This is a genomic window from Streptomyces katrae, from assembly GCF_002028425.1.
GTDB lineage: Bacteria > Actinomycetota > Actinomycetes > Streptomycetales > Streptomycetaceae > Streptomyces > Streptomyces katrae_A.
The window spans coordinates 3875385-3888862 of sequence record NZ_CP020042.1 but is presented as its reverse complement, the minus strand read 5'-3'; the positions used below and the strand labels follow the sequence as shown (position 1 = coordinate 3888862).

10 protein-coding genes, 1 tRNA gene and 2 pseudogenes are annotated in these 13478 nt (G+C 70.6%); 7 read left to right on the top strand and 6 right to left on the bottom strand.

The window, feature by feature from the left end:
* The first annotated feature begins 21 nt into the window (after positions 1–21).
* The 4 genes and pseudogenes from B4U46_RS38070 (at position 22) to B4U46_RS17645 (ending at position 2413) form a co-directional block, all read left to right on the top strand.
* Positions 22–198 (top strand): hypothetical protein, encoded by a 177-nt coding sequence (locus B4U46_RS38070; protein WP_045945358.1) that lies wholly within the window; start codon positions 22–24, stop codon positions 196–198.
* Entirely contained in the window at positions 195–833 is a 639-nt protein-coding gene (locus B4U46_RS17655) for an aminodeoxychorismate/anthranilate synthase component II (protein WP_079428576.1), read from the top strand. The genes B4U46_RS38070 and B4U46_RS17655 overlap by 4 nt, the downstream gene beginning before the upstream one ends.
* 146 nt (positions 834–979) lie before the next feature.
* Positions 980–1654 (top strand): annotated as a pseudogene (locus B4U46_RS17650) (class E sortase); the annotation flags it as partial.
* Positions 1655–1678: 24 nt separating this feature from the next.
* Positions 1679–2413: a class E sortase gene (locus B4U46_RS17645; RefSeq protein ID WP_079428574.1), complete on the top strand. Its 735-nt coding sequence runs from the start codon at positions 1679–1681 to the stop codon at positions 2411–2413.
* Between the two features lie 54 nt (positions 2414–2467).
* Here the strand turns inward: B4U46_RS17645 and pknB are convergent, their stop codons facing one another.
* From pknB to B4U46_RS17610, 6 genes and pseudogenes are all read right to left on the bottom strand, one after another.
* Positions 2468–4489, bottom strand: a complete 2022-nt coding sequence (gene pknB, locus B4U46_RS17640) for a Stk1 family PASTA domain-containing Ser/Thr kinase (RefSeq protein ID WP_079428572.1) — start codon at positions 4487–4489, stop codon at positions 2468–2470.
* Positions 4490–4645: 156 nt separating this feature from the next.
* Positions 4646–6109, bottom strand: a complete 1464-nt coding sequence (locus B4U46_RS17630) for a peptidoglycan D,D-transpeptidase FtsI family protein (protein WP_079428570.1) — start codon at positions 6107–6109, stop codon at positions 4646–4648.
* Positions 6106–7529 (bottom strand): annotated as a pseudogene (locus B4U46_RS17625) (FtsW/RodA/SpoVE family cell cycle protein). The gene B4U46_RS17630 and the pseudogene B4U46_RS17625 overlap by 4 nt, the downstream one beginning before the upstream one ends.
* 31 nt (positions 7530–7560) lie before the next feature.
* Positions 7561–9024: a PP2C family protein-serine/threonine phosphatase gene (locus B4U46_RS17620; RefSeq protein ID WP_237292955.1), complete on the bottom strand. Its 1464-nt coding sequence runs from the start codon at positions 9022–9024 to the stop codon at positions 7561–7563.
* 141 nt (positions 9025–9165) lie between these two features.
* The gene (locus tag B4U46_RS17615) at positions 9166–9666 is read right to left on the bottom strand and encodes an FHA domain-containing protein FhaB/FipA (protein WP_079428566.1); all 501 of its coding nucleotides are present in this window, start codon (positions 9664–9666) and stop codon (positions 9166–9168) included.
* Positions 9667–9676: 10 nt separating this feature from the next.
* Positions 9677–10483, bottom strand: a complete 807-nt coding sequence (locus B4U46_RS17610; RefSeq protein ID WP_079428564.1) for an FhaA domain-containing protein — start codon at positions 10481–10483, stop codon at positions 9677–9679.
* Between the two features lie 292 nt (positions 10484–10775).
* Between B4U46_RS17610 and B4U46_RS17605 the strand changes: the two genes are divergently transcribed.
* The 3 genes from B4U46_RS17605 to B4U46_RS17595 all read left to right on the top strand — a co-directional run bounded on the left by B4U46_RS17605 (position 10776) and on the right by B4U46_RS17595 (position 13400).
* Positions 10776–10858: transfer RNA gene (locus B4U46_RS17605), tRNA-Leu, on the top strand.
* Between the two features lie 182 nt (positions 10859–11040).
* Complete coding sequence (locus tag B4U46_RS17600; protein WP_237292951.1) at positions 11041–12732, top strand: sensor histidine kinase; 1692 nt, start codon at positions 11041–11043, stop codon at positions 12730–12732.
* A gap of 8 nt (positions 12733–12740) precedes the next feature.
* Positions 12741–13400, top strand: a complete 660-nt coding sequence (locus B4U46_RS17595; RefSeq protein WP_079428560.1) for a response regulator — start codon at positions 12741–12743, stop codon at positions 13398–13400.
* Positions 13401–13478: the final 78 nt, after the last annotated feature.

The window sequence follows — 13478 nt, the reverse complement described above, 5'->3', positions numbered from 1 at the left end:
ACGACGAAGGAAACGGACGGAATGTACGGCTGGATCTGGCGGCATCTGCCGGGCAACGCGTGGGTGCGGGCGCTGATCTGTCTCGTACTGGTCCTCGCAGTGGTGTTCGTGCTGTTCCAGTACGTCTTCCCGTGGGCCGAGCCGCTCCTTCCCTTCAACGATGTGACGGTGGACGAGGGATCGGGAGCCACTCCGTGAGCGCGCGCATTCTGGTTGTCGACAACTACGACAGCTTTGTCTTCAATCTGGTCCAGTACCTCTACCAGCTCGGCGCCGAATGCGAGGTGCTGCGCAACGACCAGGTGGAGCTCGCCCACGCCCAGGACGGCTTCGACGGCGTCCTCCTCTCCCCCGGCCCCGGCACGCCCGAGGAGGCCGGGGTCTGCGTCGACATGGTCCGGCACTGCGCCGACACCGGCGTCCCCGTCTTCGGCGTCTGCCTCGGCATGCAGTCCATGGCCGTCGCCTACGGCGGTGTCGTGGACCGGGCCCCCGAGCTGCTGCACGGGAAGACCTCCCCCGTGATCCACGAGGGACTGGGCGTCTTCGCCGGACTGCCCTCGCCCTTCACCGCCACCCGCTACCACTCCCTGGCCGCCGAACCGCAGAACCTGCCCGACGTGCTGGAGGTCACCGCCCGCACCGAGGACGGGATCATCATGGGCCTGCGGCACCGGGAGCACGACGTCGAGGGCGTCCAGTTCCACCCCGAGTCGGTGCTCACCGAGTGGGGCCACCGGATGCTCGCCAACTGGCTCGTGCGCTGCGGTGACGCCGGCGCCGTCGCCCGGTCGGAGGGCCTGGCCCCGGTGGTGGGCAAGGCCGTCGCGTGACGACGGTCGCGCCGTCCGCGCCCAGCGAGGGCCGGGCCGCGCGGCGCAGGGCAGCGCAGGAGGCCGCGAAGCGCTCGCACGCGCGGGCCCGCAGACGGGGCGGTCGCGGACGCCGGCGCGCGAGCCCGCGGTCCGGCGGGCCGGTGGTCGTGCTCAGCCGGGCTGTCGGCGAGCTGTTCATCACCGTCGGCGTGGTGATGCTGCTCTTCGTCGCCTACCAGCTCTGGTACACGAACCTGCTGGCCGAGCGGACGGCCGACGGGGCCGCCGGCTCCCTGCGCCAGACCTGGGAGCACCCCCCGGCGGCCGCCGCGCCGCCCGTGGCCGCCTTCGAACCGGGGCAGGGCTTCGCCATCCTCCACATCCCCAAGCTCGACCTGAAGGTGCCCGTGGCCGAGGGCGTCAGCAAGGCGAAGGTGCTCGACAAGGGGATGGTCGGCCACTACTCCGAGGGCGCGCTGAAGACGGCCATGCCGTCCGACCAGCAGGGCAACTTCGCGCTCGCCGGGCACCGCAACACCCACGGCGAACCGTTCCGGTACGTCAACCAGCTGGTGCCGGGGGACCCGATCGTCGTCGAGACCCGGGACGCGTACTACACGTACAAGATGACCTCGGTCCTGCCGCAGACCTCCCCGGCGAACGTCTCCGTGATCAAGCCGGTGCCGGAGGGTTCCGGGTTCACCGGACCCGGCCGGTACATCACGCTGACGACCTGCACCCCGGAGTTCACGAGCACCTACCGGATGATCGTATGGGGCAGGATGGTCGACGAACGCCCGCGCAGCCAGGGTGCTCCGCCCGCGCTGAACAGCCGCTGAACAGCCCGTAAGGACGAATCCGCAGTGTCTCGTGCCCGCCGCCGCTCCGCACCGCCGCCCGCCCACCGCAGTGTGGTCGCCGGGGCCCTGAGCCTGCTGGGGGAGCTCCTGATCACGGTCGGGCTGATCCTGGGCCTGTTCGTGGCGTACTCGCTGTGGTGGACCAACGTCCTCGCCGACCGGCAGGCCTCGGCCGGGGGCGACCAGGTCCGCCGGCAGTGGCAGCAGACGCCCGGCGCCGCCGCGGGCGGGTCCGGCCAGCCTGGGGACCTCGACACCCAGGACGGGATCGGCTTCCTGCACGTGCCGTCGATGAAGAACGGCGAGGTGCTGGTCAAGCCCGGCACCTCCCCCGACGTCCTCAACGACGGCGTGGCCGGCTACTACACCGACCCGGTGAAGTCGGCCCTGCCCTGGGACGACAAGGGCAACTTCGCGCTGGCCGCGCACCGCGACGGCCACGGGGCGAAGTTCCACAACATCGACAAGGTGAAGAAGGGCGACCCGGTCGTCTTCGAGACCAAGGACACCTGGTACGTCTACAAGGTCTTCGCCGAGCTCACGCAGACGTCGAAGTACAACACGGACGTGATCAACCCGGTCCCGAAGGAGTCGGGCAAGACGGCCCCGGGCCGCTACATCACGCTGACGACCTGCACCCCGGTCTACACCTCGAAGTACCGCTACATCGTCTGGGGCGAGCTGGTGCGGACGGAGAAGGTGGACGCCCGGCGCACGCCTCCGGCGGAACTGCGCTGACGGACGACAGGCCCGGCCCCTTCCCGGGGCCGGGCCTGTTCTGCGTTCGGTTCCCTAGTTGCGTCCGCCGGTGAGGCCGCCGAAGAAGCCTCCGCCGCTCTGTCCGCCGTCCTGGGACTTGCCCACGGTGCGGACGTTGATCAGCGTGCCGCCCGGCACCGGGCTGCCAACGGCCGGGTTGGAGTCCAGGACCACCGCGTTGTCGTCGGTCGGGCCCGCCAGGATCGAGCCGAAGACCAGGTTGCTCGCCTGGAGCGTCTGCTTGGCCTGGGCCACGGTCTGGCCCGTCAGCGGGGGAACGACCGTCGGCGTCGCGGCGGCGGCCTTGGTGATGCTGACGTTGACCGGGGTGTCCTTCGGGAGTTCCCTGCCGGGCTCGTACTGCTGGGCCACGATCGTCTTGGGCGCGGCCCCGGGCTGGTCCACCTCGGTGGTGCTGCCCAGCTTGAGCTTGGCGTCCTGGAGCGCCTTGACCGCCTGCTCCTTGGCCATGCCGACGAGGTTCGGGACGACGCCCTTCGCGACCTCCTTGGCGACCGTGAGGGTGATCACGGAGCCCTTCTCGGCCTGGGTACCCGCCTTGGGGCTCTGGTCCGTCACGGTGCCGGGGTTGGCGCCGTCGGACTCGACCAGCTTCCGCTCGACCTGGAAGTTCTTCTTCAGGAGGGCTTCGGCGTCCTCGAACTTCAGCCTCGCGACGTCCGGGACGGCCATCTTGGGGGCGCCCGAGGAGACCTTGACCTTGACGACCGTTCCCTTGTCCACCTTGGTGCCGTCTGCCGGGTTCTGCGAGCAGACGCTGCCCTTGGGCTGGTCCACGCAGGGCTCCTCGGCCTCCTTCTCCACGGTGAGGCCCACGTTCTTGCCGCTGCTCTGTGCCGACTCGAAGGTCTGGCCGACGAGCTTGGGCACGGCGGGGCGGTTGTCCGTGGGCGTGAAGATGGTCTTGCCGATCAGGATCGCGCCGACCAGGACGAGCACGGCGGCGACGGCGAGCAGGATCGTCGAGGCCCGGCTCTTCTTCTGCTGGCGGCGCCCGTGGCCCTGGTCGTAGCCGCCCTGGTCCTGGTAGCCGTATCCGCCGTCGCCCCCGGGGGGCATCGGCGGCATCATCGAGGTCTGGCCGGCGTCCGGGGAGCGCAGGGCGGTGGTGGGCTGGTCGTAGCCCTGGTGCCCGTAGCCGCCCTGGTCGGGGTAGCCGTAGCCGGCGCCCATGGTGGCGGTCGCGGCGACGGGCTGGCCCTCCAGGCAGGCCTCGATGTCGGCCCGCATCTCGTCGGCGGACTGGTAGCGGTAGTCGGGGTCCTTGACCAGGGCCTTGAGGACGATGGCGTCCATCACGGGCGTGATCTCGGGGTCGAAGTTCGACGGCGGCTGGGGCTCTTCCCGCACGTGCTGGTAGGCGACCGCCACGGGGGAGTCGCCGACGAACGGGGGCCGCACGCACAGCAGCTCGTAGAGCAGGCAGCCCGCGGAGTAGAGGTCGGAGCGCGCGTCGACCTGCTCGCCCTTGGCCTGCTCCGGGGAGAGGTACTGGGCGGTGCCGATCACGGCGGCCGTCTGCGTCATGGTCATCCCGGAGTCGCCCATGGCGCGGGCGATGCCGAAGTCCATGACCTTGACCTGGCCGGTCCGGGTGAGCATGACGTTCGCGGGCTTGATGTCGCGGTGCACGATGCCGGCGCGGTGCGAGTACTCCAGCGCCTGGAGGATGCCGATGCACATCTCCAGGGTCCGCTCGGGCAGCAGCTTGCGGCCGGAGTGCAGCAGCTCGCGCAGGGTGGAGCCGTCGACGTACTCCATCACGATGTACGGGATGGAGATGTTGTCGACGTAGTCCTCGCCGGTGTCGTAGACCGCGACGATGGCCGGGTGGTTGAGCGACGCGGCCGACTGGGCCTCGCGGCGGAACCGGGCCTGGAAGGACGGGTCACGGGCGAGGTCGGCGCGCAGGGTCTTGACGGCTACGGTACGGCCGAGCCGGGTATCGTGCCCGAGGTAGACCTCGGCCATGCCACCACGGCCGAGCACGTGGCTCAGCTCGTACCGGCCGCCGAGGCGACGCGGCTCTTCCATAACGTTCCAGCCCTCTCCGTCAGTCCCGACCGCACCCGTGTGTGGTCCGGCGGTGTGCTGTTCGCGGCAAGGCTACCGGCCGATCGTCAGTGATCGGTTCGTGACCACAGGCTGATATCGGACCGGTACCGAGCGCTCGGATCCTGTCTGCGGGTTTCATCCCTTGTTCTTCAGGACGGCTTCCATGACGGCCTTCGCGACCGGTGCGGCCAGGCCGCCGCCGGTGATGTCCTCGCGGTCCTTGACGTCGCTGTCCTCGATGACGACGGCGACGGCCACGGGGGAGGAGCCGTCGGGCAGCTCCGCGTAGGAGATGAACCAGGCGTAGGGGCGCTTGGCGTTCTTCTCGCCGTGCTGGGCGGTACCGGTCTTGCCGCCGACCTTGACGTTCTTGATCTTGGCCGAGGTGCCCGTGCCGTTCTCGACGACGTTCACCATCATCTGCTGGACCTTCTGCGCGTTCGCCGCGCTGAGGGGCCGGCTCATCTCCTGCGGCTCGTGCTTCTCGATCGTGTCGAGGTTGGGCGCGGTGAGCTGCTCGACCATGTACGGCTTCATCAGCTTGCCGTCGTTGGCGATGGCCGCGGTGACCATGGCCATCTGGAGCGGTGTGGCCGCCGTGTTGAACTGGCCGATGGAGCTCAGCGCGTTGCCGTCCTTGCCCATCGTCTTGTCGTAGACGCTCGCGAAGGCGCGGACCGGGGTGTCGATGGTGCTGTTGAAGCCGAACTTCTGGGCGGTCTCGACCATGCCGTCGCGGCCGACCTTGTCACCGATGTGCGCGAAGACCGAGTTGCAGGACACCTGGAGCGCGTAGTTGAGGGTGGCCTTCTCGCAGCCGGTGGCGTGGTTGACCATCGGGGTCTTCGTGCCGGGCAGGATGTACGGCTCGGGGGTGTCCGTCGGGGCGTTGATGTCGCTGATCACCCCGTGCTCCAGCGCGGCGGCGGTGGTGACCACCTTGAAGGTGGAGCCGGGCGGGTAGGTCTCGCGCAGGGCGCGGTTGACCAGGTTCTTGTCGGCGCTGTCGTTCAGCGTCCGCCAGGCCTTCTCGTCGTTCTTCGAGTTGCCCGCGAAGGTCGACGGGTCGTACGAGGGGGTGCTGGCCAGGGCCAGGATGGCGCCGGTGCGCGGGTCGATGGCGGCGACGGCGCCCTTCTTGTCGCCGAGCTGCTGGAAGGCGGCCTTCTGGGCGGCGGCGTTCAGGGTGGTGATGACGTTGCCGCCCTGCTTCTTCTCCCCGGTGAACATGCCGATCGTCCGGTCGAAGAACAGCCGGTCGTCGTTGCCGGTGAGGATGCCGTCGTCGATCTTCTCCAGCTGGGTGGAGCCGAAGGCCTGCGAGGCGTAGCCGGTGACGGGTGCCCACAGCGGGCCGTCGACGTAGGTCCGCTTGAACTTGAAGTCGCTGCCGTCGGTGACCGCGGACCCGGTGATCGGCTGGCCGCCGACGATGATGTTGCCGCGCTCGGTGGCGTACTGGGCGATCTGGACCCGGCGGTTCTCCTTGCGGGTGCTGAGGTCCTCGGCCTGGACGTACTGCAGCCAGTTGGTCCGGATCAGCAGGGCGAGGACGAGGAGCCCGCAGAACAGCGAGATGCGGCGCAGGGGCTTGTTCATGACGGGCGGACCACCTGGGTCATCTCGGAGTCGGGGACGGAGCGGGGGCCGGGGCGGGGCGGCGTGCGGTGTCGCTGATCCGGATGAGGATGGCGATGAGCATCCAGTTGGCCAGGACGGAGGAACCGCCGTTGGCGAGGAAGGGCATGGTCATGCCGGTGAGGGGGATGAGGCCCATGACTCCGCCGGCGACGACGAAGATCTGGAGGGCGAAGGCGCCGGACAGCCCGATGGCGAAGAGCTTGCCGAAGGGGTCGCGGGCGGCGAGGGCGGTGCGCACGCCCCGCTCGATGATCAGGCCGTAGAGCAGGAGGAAGGCCATGACGCCGGTCAGGCCGAGCTCCTCGCCGACGGTCGAGAAGATGAAGTCGGAGTTGGCGGCGAAGCCGATGAGGTCCGAGTTGCCCTGGCCCCATCCGGTGCCGAGGACGCCGCCGGAGCCGAAGCTCATGATCGACTGGCCGACCTGCTCGCAGGCGCCGGAGGTGGTGTAGCAGGCGAAGGGGTCGAGCCAGGCGGTGACGCGGACCTTGACGTGGCTGGCGGTCATGCCGACGACCGTGGCGCCGCCGACCGACATGAGCAGGCCGATGACGATCCAGCTGGTCCGCTCGGTGGCCACGTACAGCATGATCACGAACATGCCGAAGAACAGCAGCGAGGTGCCGAGGTCGTTCTCGAAGACGAGGACGAGCAGGCTCATCGCCCAGATCATCAGGATCGGGCCGAGGTCACGGCCGCGCGGCAGGTAGAGGCCCATGAAACGGCGGCTGGCCAGGGCCAGCGCGTCGCGCTTCACCATGAGGTAGCCGGCGAAGAAGATCGCGATGACGATCTTGGCAAACTCGCCGGGCTGGATGGAGAAGCCGCCGACGCTGATCCAGATCTTCGCGCCGAAGACGTCCGCGCCCAGACCCGGGACGACGGGCAGGATCAGCAGGACGAGGGCGCCGGCCATCGAGATGTACGTGAAGCGCTGGAGCACGCGGTGGTCCTTGAGGACCAGCAGGACCACGGCGAACAGGGCGATGGCGAGCCCCGTGTACATCATCTGGCGCGGCGCCGACTCCGAGAAGGTGCCGAAGCTGCGCTTGGCGAGGTTCTGCAGCCGCTCGGACTGGTCGAGGCGCCAGATCAGGACGACGCCGAGCCCGTTGAGCAGGGTCGCGATCGGGAGCAGCAGCGGGTCGGCGTACTTGGCGAAGCGGCGTACGACGAAGTGCGCGATGCCGGCGAGCACGGCGAAGCCGAGCCCGTAGACCAGCATGCCCGGGGGCAGCTTGCCGTGGATCGACAGGCCCACGTTGGCGTAGGCGAAGATCGGGATGACCACGGCGAAGGTGAGCAGCAGGAGCTCGGTGTTCCGCCGGCTCGGAGCCTCGATGGCGCCGATGGTGGTCGTGTTGGTGACAACGCTCATGGTGTGGCGGGCCCCCTGTGCCCGCGTATGTCTACTGCTTCTCGCACTGGCCGACGACAGCCTGCTCCGCGGGAGTCAGGGTGGGTCCGGGCGTCTGGCCGCCCTGCGCTTCGGCGGCCCGGCGGGCCTCTTCCTGCTTGCAGGCGGAGACCTGGGTGCCGAGCTCGTCGATCTTCTTGCGCGCCCCGTCGAGGCTGTCTTCGCTGATGTTGGCCTCGACCTGCTTCCGCTTGAAGGACGGCAGGTACTTCAGTTCGATCTCGGGATGATCCGTCTCGACCTGAGAGAGGTGGATCCACGCCAGGTTCTGGCTGATGCCGCGGTAGAGCGCGACGTGGTCACCCTTGACGCCCACGTAGTACTGGGTCTGTGTCCAGCGGTGCGCAGCGTACAGGCCTCCGCCGACGACACCCGCGACGAGCAGCAGGATCAGGGTGCGGGTGGTCCACTTGCGCCCTTTGCTGCGCCGCTTGCGCGGGTGGTCGTAGGAGTCGTCGTACTGGCCGTCGGCGTCGTAGGCCTCGGGTTCGCCGAAGGATCCGTACGGGGCGCCGCCGCCCTGGCTCTGGTCGGGGTATCCGTAGCCGGCGGCGTCACCGCTGCCCGGGGGGCCGAAGGCGCCCGGGGCCGGCGGGGTCTGGCGGCCGAGGCCCGAGGCCCGGCCTGCCGGGGTCTGCATGGCGTTGCCGTCGAAGTGCTGGTGCGGGTTCTCGGCGACCGCGCCGACGACCACCGGGGTGTCGCTCAGCTGGGCGGCCATGGTGTCGCCGCTGTCGGTGTCGAGGACGTCCGCGACGATGCAGGTGATGTTGTCCGGTCCGCCGCCGCGCAGGGCGAGCTGGATCAGGGACTGCACCGTCTCGTGCGGGCCGTGGTAGTCGGCGAGGGTCTCCTCCAGGGTCTGGTGGGAGACCACGCCGGACAGGCCGTCGGAGCAGATCAGGTAGCGGTCGCCGGCCCGGACCTCGCGGATGGAGAGGTCGGGCTCCACGACGTCGCCGCTGCCGAGCGCCCGCATCAGGAGGGAGCGCTGCGGATGGGTGGTGGCCTCTTCCTCGGTGATCCGGCCCTCGTCGACGAGCCGCTGGACCCAGGTGTGGTCCTGGGTGATCTGGGTGAGGACGCCGTCGCGGAGCAGGTAGGCGCGGGAGTCGCCGACGTGGACGAGGCCGAGCCGCTGGCCGGTCCACAGCAGGGCGGTGAGCGTGGTGCCCATGCCCTCGAGCTGGGCGTCCTCCTCGACCATGACGCGCAGCTGGTCGTTGGCCTGCTGCACGGCGATGCCGAGGGCGGTGAGGATGTCGGAGCCGGGGATGTCGTCGTCGAGCTGGACGAGCGAGGAGATGACCTCGGAGCTGGCGACCTCGCCGGCGGCCTGGCCGCCCATGCCGTCGGCGACGGCGAGGAGCCGGGGACCGGCGTAGCCGGAGTCCTCGTTGCCCTCGCGGATCATCCCCTTGTGCGATCCGGCGGCGAAACGCAGGGACAGACTCATGCGCACCTGCCCTGTCGACGCCTCGGGGTACAACCGGTCTCGAGCCACACTGCCCACCCTCCGGTCGGGAGCGCGCTCGGGCCCGTGTCCCCGGTGGGACGGACCACTGCGGCTCGCTCGCTCCGCTCGCTCATTCTCGTACTACTTCCGCAGCTCGATGACGGTCTTGCCGATGCGGATCGGGGCGCCCGGCGGAATGGGCGTCGGGGTGGTGAGACGGGTCCGGTCGAGATACGTGCCGTTGGTGGACCCGAGATCCTCGACGATCCACTGGCCGTCACGGTCGGGGTAGATCCTGGCATGGCGGCTGGAGGCGTAGTCGTCGTCCAGCACGATCGTGGAGTCGTGGGCGCGGCCCAGCGTGATCGTCTGGCCGGAGAGGGTCACGGTGGTGCCCGTGAGGGTCCCCTCGGAGACGACGAGCTTGGTCGGCGCTCCCCGGCGCTGGCGCTGCTGGGGCGGGGCGGCCTGCCGTCCCGTCTGCTGCGGCGCCGCCGCGGCCCCGCCGCCGCGGCGCGAGCCGCGCTGCGTGACGCGCGTACCGAAGAGGTCGCTGCGGATGACCTGAACGGCCACGATGACGAACAGCCACAGAACGGCCAGGAAACCCAACCGCATGACCGTCAGGGTCAGCTCTGACATTGCCCCCGCTTCACCCTTCGGCTTGCCGGTAAATGATGGTGGTGCTGCCCACGACGATCCGCGAGCCGTCGCGGAGCGTAGCGCGGGTGGTGTGCTGCCCGTCCACCACGATGCCGTTGGTGGACCCGAGATCCTGGATCGTCGGGGGTGTTCCGGTCCGGATCTCACAGTGCCGGCGGGATACGCCGGGGTCGTCGATCCGCACATCGGCCTCGGTGCTGCGGCCGAGTACGAGCGTGGGACGCGAGATCTGGTGGCGGGTGCCGTTGATCTCGATCCAGCGGCGCATGGTGCCCGGGGCGCCGGAAGACGTGGGGGGGCCGCCGGGGCGGCCGCCGGGTGCGCCCGCGGGCGGACCCGGGGGCATGGGAGGGACGCCGGCCGGCGGGTAGCCGTAGCCGCCCTGCTGGCCCTGCGGGGCCTGGGAGGGGTCCTGGGAGGCGCTGGAGGCCAGGGTGCGGCTGCGGACCCGGTAGAGGCCCGTGTCCAGGTCCTCCGCCTTCTCCAGGTGGACCTTGATGGGGCCCATGAAGCTGTAGCGCTGCTGCTTGGCGTAGTCGCGGACGAGGCCGGCGAGCTCGTCGCCGAGCTGCCCGGAGTAGGGGCTCAGGCGCTCGTAGTCGCCGGTGCTCAGCTCCACGATGAAGTCATTGGGTACGACGGTCCGCTCGCGGTTCCAGATGGTGGCGTTGTTGTCGCACTCCCGCTGGAGGGCGCCGGCGATCTCCACCGGCTGGACCTCGGACTTGAACACCTTGGCGAAGGTGCCGTTCACCAGACCTTCGAGACGCTGCTCGAACCGCTTCAGGACTCCCATCGGGCACCTCCTCCGTCGCTGTCGCCCTGTACTGCTTACTGATCGTATCCACGCGTGGCGGATTCAGGTGGTTCCCCTCCGCTCCTGTCCACAGGAGTGTTGGTCCTCACAAGGGATCGTAGGGGCGCTCCGGGAACAGTGTCCCGCACCCGGAGGGGGCTGCGGGAGGGGCCGTCGGGAGGTCCACCAGGGGTGACGGGAAAGCGATTTCAATCCACCCCGTCTGACGTGCTACTGTTTCGACGTCGCCAGGGGAACGGGCCGAAGGGCAAGATCCACTGGAGGGCCACTCGGGCGAGTGGCGGAACGGCAGACGCGCTGGCTTCAGGTGCCAGTGTCCTTCGGGACGTGGGGGTTCAAATCCCCCCTCGCCCACATCGGGGAAGCCCCGATCCGGAATCCGGATCGGGGCTTCCTGCTGTTCCCGGGAGGTTGCCGGGATGGTTCCCGGGACTGTCCGTCGGGACGGTCGCGGGGTCGGCCGTCCGACTTTCGTCGCGGGGGGCGAGACGAAAGAGAGCGGGTGCCGGGGTGCGCCGCTGTCTAGGGTCGGTCGCGTGGATGCCGAGGCGAGGGTACGGGCGGGCCGGGACTGGCTGAAGGGGCCGGAGCCCTGGTCCCCGCGCATGCTGGCGGGGGACCTGACGATCGCCGGGGTGCTGGCCCTGCTGGGGCTCGGCATCGACGAACTGAGCCACACCTCCGGCCTGAAAACGGGCCTCGGGGTCGTGGCCGTGGTGGCGCTGGTGCTGCTGCGCAGGCGGCTGCCGGCGGCCACGCTGGTGCTGGGCGCTGCCGCGAGCGCGTTCCTGCCGGCCGTGTTCCTCGTGACGGTCGTGCTGGGCTGGTCCGCGGGACGGCGGATCGTCGGCTTCGGCCGGGCGCTCGGCGCGTTCGTACTGGCCTTCCTCGCGTCGGTCGGCCTCACGCTGGTCGACCAGTGGGCGCAGATGCGGCCCCTGCTGACGGTCGTGTTCACCACCCTGCTGTTCCTGGCCGCCACCGTCATGCCCGGTCTGGCCAGCCGGTACTGGCACCAGCGCCGGACCCTGCTGAGCGCCCTCCAGGAGCGCAACGACCGGCTGGTGCGGGAGCGGACCATGGTCGCCGGGCAGGCCCGGCTGCGGGAACGGCAGCGGATCGCCCAGGACATGCACGACAGCCTGGGCCACCAGCTGGCGCTGATCTCGGTGCACACCGGGGCGCTGGAGGTCGACCCCTCGCTCACCGACCGCCAGCGCGAGGCGGTCGGGGTGCTGCGGCAGGCCTCGGTGGCGGCGATGCACGAGCTGCGGGAGGTCGTGGGGATCCTGCGCGACGGGGTGGAGGCACCGGCCCCCGTGGAGGAAGCGCAGCCGGCCGCGCGGGGGGTCGCCGGGATCGCGGGCATCGTGGAGGCGGCCCGGGCCGCCGGGACCGACGTACGGCTCGCCACGACGGGGCGGCCCCGGCCGCTGGTGGCGGCCTGCGACCACGCGGCGTACCGGATCGTGCAGGAGGCGCTGACCAACGCCTACAAGCACGCGCCGGGGTCGGCGATCGTCGTGGAACTGCGCTACGAGGACGATTCGCTGGTGGTGGAGATCGCCAACGGGGCGGCGGCCGACCGGGGTTCCGGCGAGGTGGTCTCCGGCGGACAGGGGCTGACGGGGCTGCGCGAGCGGGCCCGCCTGGTCGGCGGCATGGTGCACGCGGGAGCCACCGAGGACGGCGGGTTCCGGGTGGCGGGCGTGCTCCCGTACGGGACGGAGCCGGCCGGGCTCGTCGAGGACGAGGTCGCCGACGACTTCGGGCAGCGGTCGCAGGCGCGGGCCTTCGCGGTGCACCCGGCGGCCCCGCCGATGGACTGGGCGGCGCTGGACCGCGAGCTGGTGCCCGTCCGCAGCCGGGCCGGGGGCGTCGCGACGGGCTGCGGGATCGCCGTCGCCGCGCTGGTGCTGCTGGCCATCGTGCTGGGCGCCGGGATGGTCCTGCTGCTGGGCTCCGTGAACAAGGCGATGATCAGCCGGAGCGACTACGACGCCGTGCACGTGGGAGAGTCCGGGCAGGAGGTCCGGGAACGGCTGCCGGACGGGGACAGCGTCCTGACGTCGGGGTTGGAGCGCAAGGGCCCGCCGAGGCCGGCGGGGGCGGACTGTTTCGCCCTGCTGTCCACGGAGGACTCCAGGATGACGACCGACACGGTTTTCCGGTTCTGTTTCCGGGACGGCAAGCTCGTCGAGAAGCAGGTGTACGAGGTCGAGCAGTAGGAGCGCGGGTGACAGCCAAGGTGATCCGAGTGGTGATCGCTGACGACGAGCCGCTGATCCGGGCCGGGATCAGGATGATCCTGACCTCGGCGCCGGACATCGAGGTCGTCGCGGAGGGGGCCAACGGCCGGGAGGCGGTCGAACTGGCCCGCTCCCACGCCCCGGACGTGGTGCTGCTGGACATCCAGATGCCCGTGATGGACGGGCTGACCGCGCTGGGCGAGCTGGGCCGGGCGGTGCCGGGGGCGCGGGCACTGATCCTGACCACCTTCGGGGAGAAGGAGAACGTCCTGCGCGCGCTGGGCCAGGGCAGCGCGGGCTTCCTGCTGAAGGACTCGGCGCCCGCCGAGCTGATCGGCGCCGTCCGGGCGGCCGCCGCCGGGGACGCCTACCTGTCCCCCGCCGCGACCCGGCACGTGGTGGACCAGCTGGCCACCGGGCGGGCCCCGGGCCGAGGCGAGGAGGCCCGGCGCCGGGTGGACGCGCTGAGCGAGCGGGAGCGCGGGGTGCTCGCGCTGCTCGGCGAGGGGCTGTCCAACGCGGACGCCGGCCGCCGGCTCCACATGAGCGAGGCGACGGTGAAGACGTACGTGAGCCGGATCCTCGCGAAGCTGGAGTGCGAGAACCGGGTGCAGGCGGCGCTGCTGGCCCGGGACGCGGGTTTGTAGCAGGGCTGTGGCGGCCCTGTGGCGGTGCCGTGCACGGGACTTGGGGTACGGTCGGCCCGATCTGACCGGCGGAGAAGC